Origin of the sequence: Tenacibaculum mesophilum (assembly GCF_003867075.1) — a bacterium.
Taxonomy (GTDB): Bacteria; Bacteroidota; Bacteroidia; order Flavobacteriales; family Flavobacteriaceae; genus Polaribacter; species Polaribacter mesophilus.
On record NZ_CP032544.1, the window covers coordinates 2,084,492 to 2,103,910 of the forward strand.

The 19,419-nt window shown below is 32.4% G+C and carries 18 protein-coding genes; 10 read left to right on the top strand and 8 right to left on the bottom strand.

Features of this window, described 5'->3' with window-relative positions:
- Window positions 1-78: 78 nt before the first annotated feature.
- From D6200_RS09375 to D6200_RS09405, 8 genes are all read left to right on the top strand, one after another.
- On the top strand, window positions 79-1,680 hold the full coding sequence (locus D6200_RS09375; RefSeq protein ID WP_073182534.1) for an anti-phage dCTP deaminase: 1,602 nt from the start codon (window positions 79-81) through the stop codon (window positions 1,678-1,680).
- Window positions 1,670-1,831: a hypothetical protein gene (locus D6200_RS15315; RefSeq protein ID WP_159432118.1), complete on the top strand. Its 162-nt coding sequence runs from the start codon at window positions 1,670-1,672 to the stop codon at window positions 1,829-1,831. The genes D6200_RS09375 and D6200_RS15315 overlap by 11 nt, the downstream gene beginning before the upstream one ends.
- A 115-nt stretch (window positions 1,832-1,946) precedes the next feature.
- Window positions 1,947-2,858: a glutaminase gene (locus tag D6200_RS09380; protein ID WP_073182533.1), complete on the top strand. Its 912-nt coding sequence runs from the start codon at window positions 1,947-1,949 to the stop codon at window positions 2,856-2,858.
- Between the two features lie 100 nt (window positions 2,859-2,958).
- The gene (locus D6200_RS09385; RefSeq protein ID WP_125064409.1) at window positions 2,959-3,615 is read left to right on the top strand and encodes a hypothetical protein; all 657 of its coding nucleotides are present in this window, start codon (window positions 2,959-2,961) and stop codon (window positions 3,613-3,615) included.
- A 205-nt stretch (window positions 3,616-3,820) separates the two neighbouring features.
- Window positions 3,821-5,053: a DEAD/DEAH box helicase gene (locus D6200_RS09390; protein ID WP_073182531.1), complete on the top strand. Its 1,233-nt coding sequence runs from the start codon at window positions 3,821-3,823 to the stop codon at window positions 5,051-5,053.
- Window positions 5,054-5,133: 80 nt separating this feature from the next.
- Window positions 5,134-5,463: an ArsR/SmtB family transcription factor gene (locus D6200_RS09395; RefSeq protein ID WP_073182530.1), complete on the top strand. Its 330-nt coding sequence runs from the start codon at window positions 5,134-5,136 to the stop codon at window positions 5,461-5,463.
- Between the two features lie 50 nt (window positions 5,464-5,513).
- Window positions 5,514-5,984 carry a DUF6428 family protein gene (locus D6200_RS09400; protein ID WP_073182529.1) on the top strand — a complete coding sequence of 157 codons (471 nt, stop codon included), beginning with the start codon at window positions 5,514-5,516 and terminating at the stop codon, window positions 5,982-5,984.
- A gap of 1 nt (window position 5,985) precedes the next feature.
- Window positions 5,986-6,612 carry a low molecular weight phosphatase family protein gene (locus tag D6200_RS09405; RefSeq protein ID WP_073182528.1) on the top strand — a complete coding sequence of 209 codons (627 nt, stop codon included), beginning with the start codon at window positions 5,986-5,988 and terminating at the stop codon, window positions 6,610-6,612.
- On the opposite strand, the gene rsmG is transcribed toward D6200_RS09405, so the two are convergent.
- Window positions 6,609-7,238 carry a 16S rRNA (guanine(527)-N(7))-methyltransferase RsmG gene (rsmG, locus tag D6200_RS09410; RefSeq protein ID WP_047788308.1) on the bottom strand — a complete coding sequence of 210 codons (630 nt, stop codon included), beginning with the start codon at window positions 7,236-7,238 and terminating at the stop codon, window positions 6,609-6,611. The genes D6200_RS09405 and rsmG overlap by 4 nt on opposite strands.
- Before the next feature lie 298 nt (window positions 7,239-7,536).
- Here rsmG and D6200_RS09415 point away from each other — a divergent pair, with 298 nt between their 5' ends.
- Window positions 7,537-8,628 (top strand): fatty acid desaturase family protein, encoded by a 1,092-nt coding sequence (locus D6200_RS09415; RefSeq protein WP_047788307.1) that lies wholly within the window; start codon window positions 7,537-7,539, stop codon window positions 8,626-8,628.
- A gap of 24 nt (window positions 8,629-8,652) precedes the next feature.
- Window positions 8,653-9,840, top strand: a complete 1,188-nt coding sequence (locus tag D6200_RS09420) for a pyridoxal phosphate-dependent aminotransferase (protein ID WP_206337261.1) — start codon at window positions 8,653-8,655, stop codon at window positions 9,838-9,840.
- Between the two features lie 419 nt (window positions 9,841-10,259).
- On the opposite strand, the gene D6200_RS09425 is transcribed toward D6200_RS09420, so the two are convergent.
- The 7 genes from D6200_RS09425 to D6200_RS09455 all read right to left on the bottom strand — a co-directional run bounded on the left by D6200_RS09425 (window position 10,260) and on the right by D6200_RS09455 (window position 19,418).
- Window positions 10,260-10,640 carry a rhodanese-like domain-containing protein gene (locus D6200_RS09425; protein WP_053056634.1) on the bottom strand — a complete coding sequence of 127 codons (381 nt, stop codon included), beginning with the start codon at window positions 10,638-10,640 and terminating at the stop codon, window positions 10,260-10,262.
- Between the two features lie 5 nt (window positions 10,641-10,645).
- On the bottom strand, window positions 10,646-12,055 hold the full coding sequence (locus tag D6200_RS09430) for an MBL fold metallo-hydrolase (RefSeq protein WP_073182526.1): 1,410 nt from the start codon (window positions 12,053-12,055) through the stop codon (window positions 10,646-10,648).
- Between the two features lie 11 nt (window positions 12,056-12,066).
- Complete coding sequence (locus tag D6200_RS09435) at window positions 12,067-13,797, bottom strand: SulP family inorganic anion transporter (protein ID WP_047788305.1); 1,731 nt, start codon at window positions 13,795-13,797, stop codon at window positions 12,067-12,069.
- A 4-nt stretch (window positions 13,798-13,801) separates the two neighbouring features.
- The gene (ruvB, locus tag D6200_RS09440) at window positions 13,802-14,824 is read right to left on the bottom strand and encodes a Holliday junction branch migration DNA helicase RuvB (RefSeq protein ID WP_073182525.1); all 1,023 of its coding nucleotides are present in this window, start codon (window positions 14,822-14,824) and stop codon (window positions 13,802-13,804) included.
- Between the two features lie 150 nt (window positions 14,825-14,974).
- Window positions 14,975-16,744, bottom strand: a complete 1,770-nt coding sequence (locus tag D6200_RS09445) for a cytochrome c oxidase subunit I (protein ID WP_073182524.1) — start codon at window positions 16,742-16,744, stop codon at window positions 14,975-14,977.
- A 27-nt stretch (window positions 16,745-16,771) separates the two neighbouring features.
- Window positions 16,772-17,779 carry a cytochrome c oxidase subunit II gene (locus D6200_RS09450; RefSeq protein ID WP_073182523.1) on the bottom strand — a complete coding sequence of 336 codons (1,008 nt, stop codon included), beginning with the start codon at window positions 17,777-17,779 and terminating at the stop codon, window positions 16,772-16,774.
- 34 nt (window positions 17,780-17,813) lie between these two features.
- Window positions 17,814-19,418, bottom strand: a complete 1,605-nt coding sequence (locus D6200_RS09455; protein WP_073182522.1) for a quinol:cytochrome C oxidoreductase — start codon at window positions 19,416-19,418, stop codon at window positions 17,814-17,816.
- Window position 19,419: the final 1 nt, after the last annotated feature.

Consider the following 19,419-nt stretch of genomic DNA (forward strand, 5'->3'; position numbering starts at 1 on the left):
TGGTTACTGAGCGTAGCCGAAGTAAGGTTGCTTTTTTAGTTTCAAATAATTATTTTATATTGCTAAAAAACTAAGCTAATGGAAGCTCTTAAAATTGTAGACAAAAAAGAACCTAACAAAAACACAAAAAACACAACTCAAAAAGTAGATGAAACCTTAACAGAAGAATTATTCATAGCTATATGTTCCCCAATAGGATCTATGAAAGAGATAATAATAGAAAATATTAAAGATATTTTAAAAACTAATTTCAATTATGATAATAAGGTAATAAAACTAAGTAAGTATATTGACAAAATAAATATTACCACAACCGAAACAACTTCTACAAAAAACAACACTGAAATCTTTAATCAGTATTTCAATAAAATCGAAAAAGGAAATCAGATAAGAAAAAATAATAATAATGCTTTCTTAGCTGAAAACGCAATACAAGAAATACATCTAGAAAGACTTTCTGAAGTTAAAAAAAAGGGAATAGAAGAACCAAAAGCAGAAGATTTCAAATCTAGAAGAATATGCTATATTATTGATTCTATAAAATCTAAAGATGAGTTAGAGTTGTTTAGGAAAGTTTATACAGAGAATTTTTATTTAATCAGTTTATTTTCATCTCTTGATGATAGAAAGAACAATTTACGAAACAAAGGGTTCAAAAATTCAGAAATTGAAGAAATAATTGAAAATGACGACAAACAAAATTTCAATTATGGTCAAAACGTGAGAGGAACTTTTGTAGATGGGGATTTTTTCATGAGGGTATCAGAAGAAAACTCTCATGTAACTAACAAAAAACTAAGACGTTTTTTTGATTTAATTTTTGAAAGTAGCATAATAACACCAACTGTAGAAGAAAAATCTATGTACCTTGCCAAATCAGCTTCTGGTAATTCTTCTTGTCTATCAAGACAGGTTGGAGCATGTATAATTGATGAAAACAACAATACTTTATCTACTGGTTGGAATGATGTACCTAAATTTGGAGGAAACCTATATACTTCTGATTATGAAAGTTTAGATAACAGATGTTATAAAAAAGGGTTCTGTAGTAATGATTCCCAAAAAGACAAGTTAGTAGGTAATATTATAGAGTCTCTTATTTCAGATCCTGAAATAAAAAAGCTATTTGAAAAAAAAATAAATGGAGAAGAAAATGAATTAAACAACTCTTTAATTGAAAGGGTAAAAAACAACTTACGCAATAGTAAAGTTAAAGATTTAATTGAATTTTCAAGAAGTGTCCATGCTGAAATGCATGCCATAATACAAAGTAGTCAAACTTATGGAAGTCAGATAATAAATGGAAAGTTATTTTGCACTACCTATCCTTGTCACAATTGCGCCAGACATATCATTGCTGCAGGAATAAAAGAGGTTTATTATATTGAACCTTACGTGAAAAGTTTATGTTTGACCTTACATAATGATGCAATGACTGAAAATGAAAAAATTGAAGGAAAAGTAAAAATCTTAATGTTTGATGGAGTTGCACCAAGGAACTATTTAACTTTTTTTACTAACTTCGCAGAAAGAAAAAATAAAGGAAAGTTAATAAAGAGGGATTTAAAAAAGTTAAAACCAAAAAAAACTAAATCTTTACAGGCCTTATCTACGCTTGAACAACAAGCTGTACATTATTTATCAGAAAGAAAAAACAAAACTCTCCAAAATGAAAAATAAAAAAAACACAAGTCAACTTGAGTTTATTTTTAAAACAAAAGAAACAGATTTTACCCCAACACCAAAAAGAACTGAGACCAAAGTATTAAGCTTAAACTTTAATAATCAAAAACTTATAGATTACGTAATTAAAAACACTAGAAGTTTTTAATAGTTTTTCTAATTATGTCGTCCTAAAAAAGCAACCTCAAATGAGGTTGCTTTCTTTTTTGTTTTCAAACAGAATTCAATTAATTTCGTTTAACACATATTAGTATTTAGAAACAATGAATTACAAAGAAATACTTGAAACTGTATATCAAAAAATAGCTCCTATTGAAAATGTAGGAGAGTTAGCTACCTATATTCCTGAATTGGCTACCATTGATTCCGAAAAATTTGGCGTACATATTTCAACTGTTGCTAATACTAATTTTGGATTAGGAAACTTTCAAGAAAAGTTTTCAATTCAAAGTATTGCTAAAGTATTATCACTTTGTTTGGCATATAAACATCTTGGTGAATCAATATGGGACAGATTAGGTGTAGAGCCTTCGGGTAATAGTTTTAATTCATTAATACAACTGGAAACCGATAATGGTATTCCTAGAAATCCGTTTATCAACGCAGGTGCTATTGTAATTGCTGATGTTTTAATAAGTAGTTTGGTAAACCCGAAGGAAGATTTATTGAATTTTATCAAGAGCCTTTCGACAAATAAAGACATTGACTACTCTGCAAAAATTGCAGCTTCTGAAAAATCGGTAGGATACAGAAATGTTGCCTTGTGTAATTTTATTAAGTCTTATGGGAACATATACAACGACCCTGAAGTGGTGCTAGATTTCTATTTCGATTTATGTTCGCTGGAATTGACTTGCGAACAGCTTTCTGAATTGTTTTTCTTTTTAGCCAATAACGGACAAACCAGACAAGGCAAGCAAATATTGACTAAGAGCCAATCGAAAAGAATTAATGCCTTAATGCAAACCTGTGGTTTTTATGACGAATCGGGTGAATTTGCTTTTAAGGTTGGACTCGCAGGGAAAAGTGGCGTTGGTGGTGGTATTATTGCCATACACCCTAATCAATATGCGATTGCAGTATGGAGCCCCAAATTGAATAAAAAAGGAAACTCATATAGAGGCATGCGCTTCTTAGAAGAGTTCACCACCCTTTCTGAACAGTCTATTTTTTAGGTTTGATTTTTATCAGATTTAAACTAACTTTACAAATATTGAACATCAGTTATTAAAACAGGTTTGTATCTAAAAAATCACACAAACTAAAATCAACTAATTGGAAAAATCATATATAGACTCTAAAGGTCGATTCAGAAGAGGGCATGTAGAATTGTTTTTACAAATTTCAATCGATATATATCATAGATTATTGAAATACGAAAATGAGTTAATTGATTTAAGAAAAAAAAATGATTCGATTGCTCATGTAGATGAAGGACTATTTCCTCCAATAGAAAAAACTAGACTTTCAATGCGTATTTCTACTCTTGAAAAAGAAAAGTATAAAAGTAGTATTGAAGGAATTATAATTTTGTCTTCCTATTACGAAGCTTTAATAAATGAAATTGGAAGAATTGAATTAGGCTCTACATACTTTAAGAAGAATCTGGATAATTTAAAAGTTTTAGTAAAATGGGAAATAGTTCTAAAATTGATTTATTCAAAATCTCTTCAAACTGATTCCCAATATTATGAATCCATGATAAAAATCATAAAAGAAAGAAATGACTTGGTTCATTATAAAACTAAAACAATTGAAAACCCAACTTTAAGAGAAGCTAAAAAAGGATATGAAATTGCTAATCAACGTATAAGTATTTTTACAAATGCCATTGAAACCTTGACTGAGTTCCATAATGATCTTTTAAAAGTTGATAGTTCAAAAGGTCTTTTAAAATTATTCCAGTTCATGGAAGAAATTAAACGTATTTAACCAACTTAAAAGTACTAATTCATCACAAAAAATCTGTTAACCATAGAAATACTACAACCAACTTAGCCAATAAAGCAGCTCAATAGTGCACAATATCATAATCTCTATCACTCCTATTATACTAGATAATTTACTAAAACACACAACAGTATAAAATAAATTTTTCATTCTCTGTTTTAGCCTACCTTTGCAAAAAAATATTTGAATGCAGTTTACAGACTTACAACTCAATAAATCTATCTTAAAAGCGCTTACGGAAGAAAGGCATCACAAACCAACTTTAGTACAACAAAAAGTAATTCCGTTAGTACTCAATAAAAAAGATGTGATTGTAGCTGCACAAACAGGTACTGGTAAAACTGCTGCTTTTGCGTTACCTATCATTCATGAGCTTTCTAAGGAAGATGATGTTGAAAAAAGAGCAAAAAAAATCAAAGCTTTAATTGTAAGTCCTACTCGAGAACTAGCTATTCAAATTGAAGAAAATTTTAAAGCATACAGTAAGTACACCAACTTAAGAAGTACTGTTATATACGGTGGTATGTCTACACAACCTCAAAAAGATGTGTTAGAAAAAGGGGTAGATATTTTAATCGCTACACCAGGTCGTTTTATCGACTTGCATAAACAAGGTAGTATTGATGTTCGCCAACTGAAAACTTTTGTTTTAGATGAAGCTGATTTAATGTTAGATATGGGCTTTATTGACGATGTAAGAAAGATTGAAGAATTATGTCCGCGTAAAAAGCAAACCTTACTGTTTTCTGCAACAATGCCTGACAAAGTAAGTGACTTGGCTCAATCAATGTTGTACAAGCCAGAAAAGGTAGATATTTCTCCTGCAGAAACCACTTCAACTAACATTGGTCAATTACTGTATTACACTCCTAAAAAGCATAAGGTCGATTTGTGTTTGCACTTATTACGCAACACCATAAAAGGTCGTATTATTATATTTCGTCGTACCAAATTTGGGGTTGACAAATTGGAGAAAACTCTTCAAAAAAACGGATACAAAGCTACCAGTATACATGGTGATAAGTCACAAAACTTACGAAACCAAGCTATTGAGGATTTCAAAAACAACAAAGCCAACATTTTAATTGCTACCGATGTTGCTGCTCGTGGAATTGACGTTAGTAAAGTAGATGCGGTTATTAATGTTGACTTACCTAACATTCCTGAAACCTACGTACACCGAATTGGTAGAACTGGTAGAGCAGGTAAATCTGGAATCGCCTTTTCGCTATGTAGTGCCGATGAAACTTCGTACATTAAAGCTATTCAAAAGTTTATGGATAGAACTATAAAAATTATAGAAGCCCATCCATTCCCTCTAGCTAAACCAAAGAAGAAAAAACAACCCAATACCATTAGCAAACATAAAAAAGGAAGAAAATCAGAAGCTTCTAAAAAGAAGAAAAAACGCTGGTATTAAACTTTTTATAAAAATTTTAACTTTTAAAGTTTTGTAAAAACCATTACTTAATCGTAATATTGCAATTAAATTTTTAATAAATGGGATTAACTAAATCTGAAATTTTTTCTGAAGAGCAAAACCAATTGGCCTCTATTGCGAAAGTATTAGGACACCCTGCTCGTATTGCCATTTTACAACATTTATTCAAACTAAATTCTTGTGTTTGTGGTGATTTAGTAAATGAAATAGGTTTAGCGCAACCTACTATTTCGCAACATTTAAAAGAATTAAAAAAAACAGGAATTATTAAAGGAACTATTGAAGGCACAAGTGTTTGTTATTGCATAAATCCAGCTAAATGGCAAGAAACAAAAACTTTATTATCTTCATTTTTAAATCTTGACATAAAAGACATGTCGTGCTGCTAAAAAAATTTAAACTCATTAATCGTAATATTGCAATATAAAAATATATTAAAATGAATTTATCTGAAATAAAAAAACATCTAGAAAACTTAAAAACTATTGCTTTTCAACTTCCTGATGGTAGTTTGGTCCCTAACCATTTTCATGTAACGGAAGTTGGTAGAGTTACTAAAAACTTTATCGATTGTGGTGGAGTGGTAAGAAATGAAGAAGTGGTTAACTTTCAGCTTTGGAACGCAAATGATTATGATCATCGGTTACACCCTGAGAAACTAATATCTATTATAGAATTATCTGAAAAGACATTAAACATTTCACCTAACTTAGAAATTGAAGTGGAATATCAAGGAAGTACGATTGGTAAATACGGGCTAGATTTTGACGGAACCTACTTTTTACTAACAACAAAACAAACAGATTGTTTGGCGAAAGATAACTGCGGAATTCCACAAGAAAAACCAAGAGTAAAGCTATCTGACTTACAAAAACAAACTACTTGTGAACCTAACTCTGGATGCTGCTAATATGAAAACACAAACCTCAACACTATTTACTGAAATACAACAAACTCTTTCAAGTTTACCAACTGTTTCGGAAGAGCGAAAACAAGTTTTACAACCGCTTATAAGTTACATTCAAGAAAAACTGGATAATAAAGGACTTATAAACCTGAATTTTATTTGTACTCATAATTCAAGAAGAAGTCATTTGTCGCAAGTATGGGCACAAACGATAACTTTTTATTATCAAATACCAAATGTAAACGCATACTCTGGCGGTACAGAAGCTACAGAGATGAACGAAATAGTAGTAAGCACTTTGGTTGATAACGGATTTCAAATTCAACAATTATCTGATGGAACAAATCCTATATACGCGGTAAAATATGCTGATAACGCATCACCTATTATAGGTTTTTCTAAAAAGTATGATAATGGCTTTAATCCAAGCTCAGCTTTTTGCGCTATCATGACTTGTTCACAAGCCGATGAGGGTTGTCCATTCATTGCTGGTGCTGATAAAAGAGTACCTGTTACTTATGAAGACCCTAAACTACATGATGGTACACCTTTAGAAAAAGAGAAATACTTAGAGCGTAGCCTACAAATTGCTGCTGAAATGCACTATGTTTTTTCTTCTGTAAAAGCTTAACCTTTATATTTCATAGGTAAATGCACCACTTTTTTAGTTTCGAAGAAATCTTCTTCAAAAAAGTCTGGTAAATCATAAATGGTGGCTTTAGGAAAGTTCGCAAGTTCTTCCGTAAGGTCACCACCTTTTAAATATAAAATTCCGTTTTTAAGTGCATGATTTTGTTTTTTATGCACTTTATTTTTCACCCAACGGTGAAATGTTTCCATTTGCGCTACTGCTCTACTTACTATAAAATCGTACGTATCATCAACTTCTTCAACACGCCCATGAGTTGTTTTCACATTCTGTAAACCTAAACCTTCAGCAACTTCATTTACTACTTTAATTTTCTTTCCGATAGAATCTACCAAATGAAATTGGGTTTCAGGAAATAAAATAGCTAACGGAATTCCTGGAAAACCTCCTCCTGTACCTACATCCATCACTTTGGCTCCAGCTTTAAACTCCATCACCTTTGCAATTCCTAACGAATGTAATACGTGACGTAAATACAACTCATCAATATCTTTACGAGAAACTACATTAATTTTTAAGTTCCAGTCTTCATACAATTCTTGCAACTTAGAAAATTGCTCTAATTGTGTTTCCGATAAATTGTCAAAGTATTTTTTTACAAGTTTCAAACCAATCTGTATTTAAATTAAGCACTTACTTTTTTAGGTAACCTATTGAGACATATTAATCAGTACAAAATACTACCTACTATAAAATTTCTTCTCTTTTGGTATTACAACAGACTCTGTCTATTCAATAATTCCTCTATAGGAGGATTCCATGAAGTGATTTTTTCCGTTGCAAAAATAAAAAACTAATTGGTATTGTTAATTTTTCTGCAAAAGATATTAATCTAGTTAAAAAGTTAAGCTTTAGCAATAACCGTGAACCAAAAACGTTTATTTTTGCGGTACAAACAAACAATAAATGAAGACAGTAAACTTCTCAAGAATAGACAAAGCCAAGTTTTTTAGAACTCTGAATAAAAGAGTTAACACTTACTTTAAAGAAAACAACATTAAGCGTACAGGTAACTGGAAACTATATTCAAAAGCTATCATTATGTTAGCTACGTTTATCGTTCCATTCATATTAATTTTAACTGTTGATATGTCGCAATGGATAAAATTAGCTCTTGCTATTGTAATGGGCGTTGGAATGGCTGGAGTTGGAATGAATGTGATGCACGATGCCAATCACGAATCTTTTTCTAGTAAAAAATGGGTAAATAAGCTTTTTGGAAGCAGTATTTATATTTTAGCAGGTAACGTATATAACTGGAAAGTACAACACAATGTATTACACCATACTTATACTAACATTCAAGATCATGATGAAGATATGGATGCTGGTAGAATTATCCGTTTTTCAAAACACACACAATGGTTATGGATTCATAAATTCCAAAAATATTATTCAATCTTTTTATACGGATTGTTAACGATTAACTGGGCAATTACTACTGATTTTAAACAAATGCACAGTTACTTAAAGCGAAAGTTATCGTATGGAGAATTTCCAAATCCAGCTAAAGAATGGACAAAACTAGTGGTTTCGAAAGTTATTTATTATTCACTTTGGATTGTATTACCAATTGCAGTAATGAATGTTGCTTGGTGGAAAGTATTAATCGGATTTTTTGTAATGCACTATACTGCAGGAATCATTTTAAGCGTGGTTTTCCAATTAGCACACATTGTTCCTAAAACAGAAACTCCTTTACCAGATGAAGATGGTAATATGAAAAACACTTGGGCTATTCACCAATTATATACTACAGCAAATTTTGCTCCTAAAAATTGGTTTATTAACTTTTACACAGGTGGATTAAATCACCAAGTAGAACACCACATTTTCCCAAATATTTCTCATATTCACTATAATAAATTAGCTCAAATTGTAAAAGAAACTGCTAAGGAATTTAACCTTCCTTATAATGAGTATAAAACTACACGTAAAGCAGTTATAGAGCATTTTAGACACTTAGCTGAATTAGGAAAAAAACCGCAATTAGCATAAATCAACATACAACATAACAACACAATGTCAAACGCATTATCAAACAGAATTCAAAGTTTACCAGTATCGCAAACTTTAGCAATGGCTGCTAAAGCGAGAGAATTAAAAGCTCAAGGTAAAGACATCATTAGTTTAAGTTTAGGAGAACCAGATTTTAACACTCCTGATTTTATTAAAAATGCTGCAATTGAAGCTATTAATCAAGATTATAACTCTTACACTCCAGTTGATGGATATGTAGAGTTAAAAGAAGCTATTTGCGAGAAGTTTAAACGTGATAATAACTTAACTTATGCTCCAAACCAAGTAGTTGTTTCTACAGGAGCAAAACAATCTATTGCTAACGTAGCTCAGGTGTTATTAAACCCTGGTGATGAAGTATTATTACCGGCTCCATATTGGGTAAGTTATTCTGCAATTGCAACTTTGTGTGAGGCTAAGTTTACCGAAATTCCTTCTTCTATTGAAAACGATTTCAAAATCACTCCAGAACAATTAGAAGCCGCTATTTCACCAAAAACAAAAATGATTTTCTTTAACTCGCCAAACAACCCAAGTGGAACAATTTATAGCGAGGAAGAATACAGAGCATTGGCTAACGTATTAGAGAAGCATCCGGATATTTATATTTTATCTGACGAAATATATGAGCACATTAACTACGGAACAAAACCTTTTAGTTTTGCTGCTATTGAAAGTATGTACGATCGTACCATTACCGTGAACGGTTTAGCGAAAGCTTTTGCAATGACAGGATGGAGAATTGGTTACATTGGTGCTCCTGAGTGGATTGCTAAGGCTTGTACTAAAATGCAAGGTCAAATTACTTCAGGAACTAACTGTATTGCACAACGTGCTGCAATTACAGCTGTAAAAGCATCGCCAGAAAAAGTACAGTACATGGTAGATGAGTTTAAAAATCGTAGAGATTTAGTGTTACAGTTATTAGGAGAAATTGATGGATTTAAATTAAACGTACCTGAAGGTGCTTTTTACGTATTTCCAGACATTTCTTATTTCTTCGGAAAAACTATCCAAGGAAAAGAAATTAAAAATGCAAATGATTTTTCTATGCTATTATTAGAAAAAGCAAATGTAGCTACTGTAACTGGTGAAGCTTTTGGTGCACCAAACTGTGTTCGTTTATCATATGCTGCTTCTGAATTACAATTACGTGAAGCAATTAAAAGAATAAAAGAAGTTTTAAGCTAATTAATTTAAACAATTGTACCGTCCTAAAAAACGTTACAGCTTTCATTAGGGCTAGAGTTATAAAAATCTCTCAATAAACAGTTGTTTGTTGAGAGATTTTCTTTTTATAAGTTTTTAATTTTACCTTGTTTATGCATTTGATCTGACACATAGCTTTGGCTTTCCTATAATCAAAGCTATCTTATTTTTCAAGCCAGTTCACAAATGGTTTTTCTACACTGAATACCATAAGCCTGAAATATTGATAAACAGTCCTACTCTACTTCTTGTACAGTACTAAAGTTAAAACTTACTGGTTACTCTTTTTGAGTATGTTTTTTATACTTATTATTCATTACACTTGTTCTTAATACAACGCTATTTCAGGACGAAGCGCCTTTAAGATAAATAAATCCCGAGTATACTACTCGGGATTTTCTTTATTCTTTATTTTTCTCTGTCCATTCTAGATAACCTCCTAAAACATTGTATACTTTAAAACCTTTTTGAGCAAGTAACTCACTTGCTTTTAAACTTCTTCCGCCTGAACGGCAATAAAGGTATACCGGTTTTGTTTTATCTAATTTCTCCAGAGCTTTTCCTTCAAAATCATTACCTGTAACATCTATTTTAATTGGGTTTTCAATAACTCCTCTTGACCACTCTTCTGGGGTTCTAACGTCTAATAACTGTGCATTATTTTCATTCTGTAAAACTACTTGTAAGTTATCTATAGTAATGTTATTTACCTCTGTTTTTTGTGGTTTACACGACAATATCACTGTTAAAAATAAACCTACTAAAAAAACGCCTTTGTTCATATTGCTTATTTTAAAGTTGATGGACATACCGTTGCTGTCCTTGGAATATCAGTTTCTTTAATAGCCTTATACCCTCCAGCAACATCAATGATGTTATGAAATCCTCTGGCTTTTAAAATAGACGCTGCAATTACTGAACGGTATCCTCCAGCACAATGTACATAAAAGTCTTCTTTTGTTGGAAACTCTTCAACATGCTCGTTTAAGAAATCTAACGGTGTACTTGGTACATCTACAATATGTTCATTTGCATATTCTCCTGGTTTTCTAACATCAAAAACAGGTGCTTCTTTTGTTATTGCTTCTGCTAAAATAGTTGCAGAAACAGAACGTAACGTATCTACTTCTTTTCCTGCTTCTTTCCAAGCTGCAAAGCTTCCATCTAAATATCCTAACACACTATCAAAACCAACACGAGATAAACGTGTAATCGTAGTTTCTTCTTCTCCTTTAGGAGTAACTAATAAAATTGGTTGAGTAACATCTTTAATCAATGCTCCTACCCATGGAGCAAATGTTCCTCCTAAACCAATAAAAATTGATTGAGGAATAAATCCTTTAATAAATTCTGATTGATGACGTACATCTAAAATCAACGCATCTGTTTCGTTTGCTATTTTTTCAAAATCTGTTACTGATAGAGCTCTTGCTCCATTTTTGATAACTTCATCGATAGATTGGTATCCTTCCTTATTCATTTTTACATTTAAAGGAAAATATTCAGGTGGAGGTAGTAACCCGTCTGTTACTTCTTTTACAAACTCCTCTTTGGTCATGTCTGCACGCAATGCGTAATTGGTTTTCTTTTGATCGCCAATTGTGCCTACTGTTTCTTTGCTTAAGTTTTTACCACAAGCCGATCCTGCTCCGTGTGCCGGATATACAATTACTTCATCTTCCAACGTCATAATTTTTGTACGTAAACTATCGTACAATAATCCTGCTAATTCATCTTGCGTTAAGTTTGCTGCTTTTTGTGCTAAATCTGGACGTCCAACATCACCTAAAAACAAAGTATCTCCACTGAAAACTGCATGATTTTTTCCGTCTTTATCTTTTAACAAATAAGAAGTACTTTCCATTGTATGTCCTGGAGTATGTAATACAGTAATTGTAATTTCTCCTAATCTAAATACTTCTCCATCTGTTGCTATATGAGCTTCATAATTTGTTTTTGCTGTTGGTCCGTATACAATTGTTGCTCCTGTTTTTTCAGCTAGTGTAACATGACCACTTACAAAATCTGCATGGAAGTGAGTTTCGAAAATATATTTGATTTTAGCGCCATCTTTTTCAGCTCTGTTTATATAAGGATCAACTTCACGTAATGGATCTATAATTGCTACTTCTCCATTACTTTCAATATAATAGGCTCCTTGTGCTAAACAACCTGTATAAATTTGCTCTATTTTCATGATATTATATATTATTTATACGCTTGATGTATATACTGTGCGTATTTTTTCTGATTTTGATTATCTCCTGTTTTATAAAAATTTACGGCACCATTGGCACGCATAAAAAAGTGGTCTAAACTCACAACGTCTAATAAGCCTCCTCTAAAAAAGGCATCTCTTACAGGTCCTTTTACTCCTGCAAAGTAAAATTGAATGTTATGCTTGTTAAAATAAATAATACGTTCTTTTAACATATCAATTCCTGTACTATCAACTCTGTTTATGCTTTCAGCATCTAAAACAATCAACTTTAATGCTTTTCCTTTTTCTGATGCCATTTCATCTAACTTATCTCTAAAGTAATTTGAATTAGCATAAAAAAGTTGTGCATCAAAGCGAAATACTAAAATTTCATCATCTAGAATGACTTCCTTAAACCTGCTTTTATTACGATAGAAATCTGAATTTGGTACTTTTCCTAACTCCGCTACATAGGGTCTTGAAGTTCTAAAAATTAAAACAATTAATGATAAAACTACCCCGATTAAAATTCCATATTCAATTCCGAAGAAAATAGTTGCTAAGAAAGTAGCTAAGAGTAGCCAGAAATCTAAATTATTTGCTTTCCATAGCCTTCTTGCTTCTTTTAAATTTATTAAGTTAAAAACTGCAACTATAATAATTGCTGATAAAATAGTTTTTGGTAAGTGATAAAAAACAGGTGTTAAAAAAAGTAAGGTAAACACTACCAAAATTGCGGAAACTATTGCGGAAACTCCTGTAGTTCCTCCCGATTCTGCATTAATTGCCGAACGAGAAAAACTTGATGCTGACGGATATGATTGAAATAACGATCCAACCATATTACTTAAACCCAAAGCTACTAATTCTTGATTGGGTCTTACTCTATACTCATCTTGCTTAGCTTCCAAAGTTTTTCCGATAGAAATAGTTTCTAAATATCCTACCATAACCAAAGTTGCCGCTATCGGCATTAATTCACGTATTAAAGCTACATCAATTACTGGCATTGAAAATTTAGGTAAACCTGATGGAATATCTTTTACAATGGCTACATCTGAAAATTCTGTTCCAAAAAAACGGATACTTACTATACCCAATATAACAACGATTAACGCATTGGGTATTTTTCTATTAATTCTTCTAAAAATTATAATAATAGCACATGCTATTAAACCTATTATTGTTGTATTTGTTTTAAAATATTTAAGTCTGAAGAGAATATCTTCTAATAATACATGGATTTGATCACTTTGTACAAAATCTACTCCGAATAAATTCCTAAATTGATTCAATCCAATAATTAAAGCTACTGCAGAGGTAAACCCAGTTATTACAGGTCTTGATAAAAAGTTAACAATAAATCCTAAACGGAAAATTCCCATTAAAAACTGAATAGTCCCTACTACTAGCGCGAGTAATATTGCTATAGCTATATAACTTTCAGAACCTGTTAATGCTAAGGTAGATACTCCTGTTGCTACAATTAATGAGTCCATTGCTACAGGACCAATTGCTACTTGACGTGAAGTACCAAAAATAGCATATAGTAATTGAGGCACTAACGCAGCATACAACCCATAAATTGGTGGTAAACCTGCAATAAGTGCATACGCTATACCTTGAGGAATTAGCACAATAGCAACGGTTATACCTGCAACTACATCACCTTTTAACTGTGACTTTTTATAGTTAGGTATCCATTCTAATATAGGTATGAGTTTTTTTAATAGTTTCATTTATTTAAAAGAGCTCTCCTTGACTAGTTCCTTTAATTCTTCCTAAATGTTTATATGCCAAATCAGTTACTTCTCTTCCTCTTGGCGTACGCATAATAAACCCTTGCTGAATTAAAAAAGGTTCATAAACTTCTTCTATTGTTTCTGAATTTTCTGCTACAGCAGTAGCTAACGTAGTAATTCCTACTGGGCCACCCTTAAACTTATCAATAATAGTAGATAAAATTTTATTATCCATTTCATCTAAACCATGTGCATCTACATTTAAAGCTTTTAAGGCATATTTGGCTATTTCTATGGTAATTGTACCATTTCCTTTAATTTGAGCAAAATCACGCACTCTACGTAGTAATGCATTAGCAATACGAGGAGTCCCTCTACTTCTTCCTGCAATTTCAATTGCTGCTTCCATAGAAATAGGCACTTTTAAAATAAATGCACTTCGTTGTATGATGGTTGTTAATAATTCTGTTGAGTAGTAATGTAATCGGCTACTGATACCAAAACGAGCTCGCATAGGCGCTGTGAGTAATCCTGAACGAGTAGTTGCTCCTACTAAAGTAAATGGCTCTAAGTTAATTTGAACTGTACGTGCATTTGGACCAGATTCAATCATGATATCGATTTTATAATCTTCCATTGCTGAATACAGGTATTCTTCAACTATTGGACTTAATCGATGTATTTCATCTATAAATAAAACATCTCGTTCATCTAAATTGGTTAGTAAACCCGCCAAATCTCCAGGTTTATCTAGTACAGGCCCTGAAGTTACTTTTATTCCAACTCCTAATTCATTAGCTAAAATATGAGCCAATGTTGTTTTTCCTAATCCTGGAGGGCCGTGAAATAAGGCATGATCTAACGCTTCATCTCGTTGATTCGCTGCTTCTACAAAAACCTTTAAATTATCTATTGCCTGATCTTGGCCAGTAAAATCATCAAATGAAAGCGGACGCAGTTTTTTTTCTACATCTAATTCTTCATTTGAATAATTTGTGTTTTCAGGGTTTAAGTTTTCATTCATATTGTTGCAAATATACTTGAAATAAAATGTTCACATTGTAATATAAGTTACTTAACTAATATTTTATGCTAAAAAATTATTACAAGATCTACTAATACTTATAGAAAACAAAAGCCTCCCAGTTTTGGGAGGCTTTATAATTTATCTTTTTTAAGAAGGCTCTTCGCCATCTAATAATGGTACGTTTTGTGGTACAAAGTCTTTTCCGTGTACATACTCACCATTTTCATCTGTTTTACTGTAATCGTAAGCCCATCTGTGAACTTCAGGAATTGCTCCTGGCCAGTTTCCATGAATATGTTCAACTGGAGTAGTCCACTCAAGTGTATTTGCATTCCAAGGGTTTTGTGTTGCTTTTTGACCTCTATACATAGAAATAAAGAAGTTTGCTATGAAGATTAACTGTGCTAAACCTCCAAGAATAGCCATGATAGTCATAAACACGTTTATATCTGCCAAATCATCAAACATTGGAAAGTTTGTGTTTGTATAATAACGACGTGGTAAACCAGCTAACCCTATAAAGTGCATTGGGAAAAATACTCCGTAAGCACTGATTATTGTTAACCAAAAGTGCCAATATCCTAATGTTTTGTTCATCATTCTACCATACATCTTAGGGAACCAGTGATAAACACCAGCAAACATCCCTAATAAAGCGGATACACCCATTACCAAGTGGAAGTGTGCCACTACAAAATATGTATCGTGAACGTTAATATCTAAAGCTGAATCTCCTAATACTAGTCCTGTTAAACCTCCTGTTACAAACGTAGAAACTAATCCGATTGAGAACATCATTGCAGGATTTAACTGTAGGTTACCTTTCCATAGTGTAGTAACATAGTTAAATGCTTTTACTGCTGATGGAATTGCAATTAATACTGTTGTAAATGTAAATACAGAACCTAAGAATGGATTCATTCCAGAAACGAACATGTGGTGACCCCATACAATCGTAGATAAGAATGCAATTGCCATAATAGAACCAACCATTGCACGGTAACCAAAAATTGGTTTACGTGCGTTTGTTGAAATTACTTCTGAACTAATACCTAATGCTGGTAATAAGATAATATATACCTCTGGGTGACCTAAGAACCAGAATAAGTGTTCGAATAATACTGGTGACCCTCCTTGGTAATGTAATACTTCTCCAGAAATAAAGATGTCTGATAAGTAGAATGAAGTACCAAAGCTTCTATCAAAGATTAATAATAAGGCTGCTGATAATAATACCGGGAATGAAATTACACCAATAATCGCTGTAATAAAGAATGCCCACATTGTTAATGGCAATCTTGTCATTTTCAATCCTTTTGTACGTAAGTTTAAAACTGTTACGATATAGTTTAATGACCCGATTAGCGATGATGCAATGAAAATTGCCATCGACACTAACCATAATGTCATACCTGTACCTGAGCCTGGAATTGCTTGTGGTAATGCTGATAATGGAGGGTAAATTGTCCATCCTGCCGATGCTGGTCCTGCTTCTACAAATAATGAGATAATCATTATTACTGATGATAAGAAGAATAACCAGTAAGATACCATATTTAAGAATCCAGAAGCCATATCACGAGCTCCAATTTGTAACGGAATTAATAGGTTGGAGAATGTACCACTTAAACCTGCCGTTAGTACAAAGAATACCATGATTGTACCATGAATCGTAACTAACGCTAAGTACATATCTGGGTTCATAATTCCATCTGTTTGATGGTTTCCTAAGAATGCTTCAACAATTGAAAACGATGTATCTGGCCATGCAATTTGTAAACGAAATAACATAGACATGAAACCTCCTATGATACCCATAAATATACCTGTAACAAGGAATTGTTTCGAGATCATTTTATGATCTTGACTAAAGATGTATTTAGTTACAAATGTTTCTTTGTGATGATGATCTGACATAATCTATATATACTTTAAAAAAATATCTTATTTAATAACTTGAGCTAATGTTTTTTGTTCTGATAACCACTTGTTGTACTCTTCTTCTTCAACAACAGTAATTTTCATTTGCATATTGTAGTGAGATGCTCCACAAATTTTGTTACACAATAATAAGTAATCAAACTCATATGGGTCTTCTCCTTTAGCTCTTCTAATTTTGTTAATTCCTTCTGTTTTTGCAATTACCTCAGAATTTTGACGCATTTCTGCTGTGGTATACTTTGGCGTAAATGCGAATTGAGTTACCATACCTGGAACACAGTTCATTTGTGCTCTAAAGTGTGGCATATAAGCAGAGTGCAATACATCTTGCGAACGGAACTTGAATAATACTTTCTTCCCTTTAGGTAAGTATAATTCTGTTACTTGCTTATCATCTTGTGCACTTGGGTCTGACATATCGACCCCCATAGTGTTAATTCCTTTGATAAAGTTTACATTACCTAAACCTAATTGGTTGTCTTCACCTGCATAACGTGCATCCCAGCGGAATTGTTGAGAGTATACTTCAATTACAATAGGGTTTTCATCGTCTCCAACATACATAATGTTATTCCAAGCCCATAAACCATATCCAATTAATAACACAATTGTTACTGCAGGAATAGTTGTCCAAATTAATTCTAACTTATGACTATCTGCATAAAATAATGCCTTATTGTTTTTATTTCCTCTGTACTTGTAAGTAAAGAAGAAAATTAAAAACTGCATTCCAAACTGAACTATTCCAATTAACCAAAAAGTGATATTAAAAAGGTTGTCATCATGCTCTCCTTCAAAAGAAGCAGCTTCTGGTAACATAATTACATTCATGGCAATTAAGCAGTAAATCATCATTGCATAAAGGAATGCTAGGAAAGCTAATGAATATTTAGCTTGTTTTTCGTTGTCTTCATCTGTAGCAATTACAGAACGGAAATTCATTATACGAGTAATTTGCCAAAAACTTACTCCGATTGCAACTGCTATGAAAATATAAAATAAAGCGAGCATATTATCTAAACTATTTGTTTATTAATTCTTTTTATTAATGATGATTACTATCTTCTCCTGTGTGTTCGATGTTGTAGTAATGATAGGTTTCACTTTCGTGTAAATAAGGATTACCTTTTGGCACTGGATTAGCTTTTGCAAACGCATTAAACGTAGCAAAAATAAACAATCCTGTGAAGAATAGTACCCCACTTATCTCTCCAATTCCAAATGCCCATTGACCACCTACTGTTCCTGGCATAACCATTACAAATAAGTCAATATAATGACCTGCTAAGATTACAACTCCTCCTAAAATTACAAACCAAGGTCTACTCTTAAAATCACTGTTGATTAATAATAATACTGGGAAAATAAAGTTCATTACAACCATTGCTAAAAATGGTACTTTATATTCGTTAAAACGTAATAAGAAATAAGTTGTTTCTTCTGGCATATCTGCATACCAAATTAACATAAACTGTGCGAACCATAAATATGTCCAGAATACTGAGAAACCAAACATAAATTTAGCTAAGTCGTGAATATGACTATCATTTACCAATGGCAATACTCCTTTTGAACGTAAGTAAATAGTTACCATTGCTATAACTGTTAAAGCAGACACTAAGAAAGTAGCTAATACGTACCATCCAAACAATGTTGAGAACCAGTGCGGATCTATTGCCATAATCCAGTCCCAAGAAGCCATACTTTCAGTAATCATGAAGAATATAAGAAATATAACTGTTGCATTATAATTTTTCTTATGCTGCTTTAAATCTCCGTTATCTTGAGCTAACGACCACTTTCTTATTAGAAAACGATAAACATTCCAACCTGCTAAGTAAACAATACTTCTTATTAACCAACCTGGAGTATTTAACCACCATTTTTTTCCATCTACTATAGCATCATAATTTGGACTTGTTGGGTCAGTTACTCCTTCTCCCATCCAAGTAAACAGGTGATTCATATGCATTGCTGTAAGTATTAAGAATACTAACATTATTAAACTCACATAATGTAAATTTGATGAAATAGCTTCCATTACTCTGTGCAATACTACAGACCATCCTGCTTGTGCAACAATTTGTGAACCATAAAAAGCAAGCACTAACAATGTAATACCTAAAGAGAATAATAAAGCAACATACAAAGCAGACCAAGGTCTATTTTGCATTTGGTGTAAAGCGTGTTCTGCATGAGCATCTCCGTGATCTTCACCATGAGCAGCTACTTCAGTATGTGCTTCAGTTGTTTCATTAGCTTCATCAGTTGCAGTTTCTTTATGATCATCTTCAGCTACATGTACTGCCGAACTATCTTTTGCTTGTGTATTTTCAATAGCTTCTTCCGAATGATTTTGTTCACCGTTGTGTGCTACTTCTTCAGTGTGTGTAGCAGTACTATCTGCAACATGCTCTTCAGTTGTTGTATCTTCTTCGTGATTTTCAATTTTAGCTTCTTCTTTATGCTCTACATCAGCATGATCTGCTTTCGCTTCATGACCTCCATGATGTGCATCTTGTTTTGCTAAAATTTCTTTTGCTTCTTCTAATGTTTTAGGCGCTGAAAAGAAACTATAACCTGTTCCTAAAAGTCCTACAGCCATTAAAACAATAGCTAGCATTTTTAATTTTCCTGAAAACTGGTACATA

Coding starts and splice junctions, on each gene's coding strand:
- D6200_RS09375 (WP_073182534.1), top strand. CDS start 79: ATGGAAGCTCTTAAAATTGTAGACAAAAAAGAACCTAACAAAAACACA.
- D6200_RS15315 (WP_159432118.1), top strand. CDS start 1,670: ATGAAAAATAAAAAAAACACAAGTCAACTTGAGTTTATTTTTAAAACA.
- D6200_RS09380 (WP_073182533.1), top strand. CDS start 1,947: ATGAATTACAAAGAAATACTTGAAACTGTATATCAAAAAATAGCTCCT.
- D6200_RS09390 (WP_073182531.1), top strand. CDS start 3,821: ATGCAGTTTACAGACTTACAACTCAATAAATCTATCTTAAAAGCGCTT.
- D6200_RS09395 (WP_073182530.1), top strand. CDS start 5,134: ATGGGATTAACTAAATCTGAAATTTTTTCTGAAGAGCAAAACCAATTG.
- D6200_RS09400 (WP_073182529.1), top strand. CDS start 5,514: ATGAATTTATCTGAAATAAAAAAACATCTAGAAAACTTAAAAACTATT.
- D6200_RS09405 (WP_073182528.1), top strand. CDS start 5,986: ATGAAAACACAAACCTCAACACTATTTACTGAAATACAACAAACTCTT.
- D6200_RS09415 (WP_047788307.1), top strand. CDS start 7,537: ATGAAGACAGTAAACTTCTCAAGAATAGACAAAGCCAAGTTTTTTAGA.
- D6200_RS09420 (WP_206337261.1), top strand. CDS start 8,653: ATGTCAAACGCATTATCAAACAGAATTCAAAGTTTACCAGTATCGCAA.
- D6200_RS09425 (WP_053056634.1), bottom strand. CDS start 10,640: ATGAACAAAGGCGTTTTTTTAGTAGGTTTATTTTTAACAGTGATATTG.
- D6200_RS09430 (WP_073182526.1), bottom strand. CDS start 12,055: ATGAAAATAGAGCAAATTTATACAGGTTGTTTAGCACAAGGAGCCTAT.
- D6200_RS09435 (WP_047788305.1), bottom strand. CDS start 13,797: ATGAAACTATTAAAAAAACTCATACCTATATTAGAATGGATACCTAAC.
- ruvB (WP_073182525.1), bottom strand. CDS start 14,824: ATGAATGAAAACTTAAACCCTGAAAACACAAATTATTCAAATGAAGAA.
- D6200_RS09445 (WP_073182524.1), bottom strand. CDS start 16,744: ATGTCAGATCATCATCACAAAGAAACATTTGTAACTAAATACATCTTT.
- D6200_RS09450 (WP_073182523.1), bottom strand. CDS start 17,779: ATGCTCGCTTTATTTTATATTTTCATAGCAGTTGCAATCGGAGTAAGT.
- D6200_RS09455 (WP_073182522.1), bottom strand. CDS start 19,418: ATGTACCAGTTTTCAGGAAAATTAAAAATGCTAGCTATTGTTTTAATG.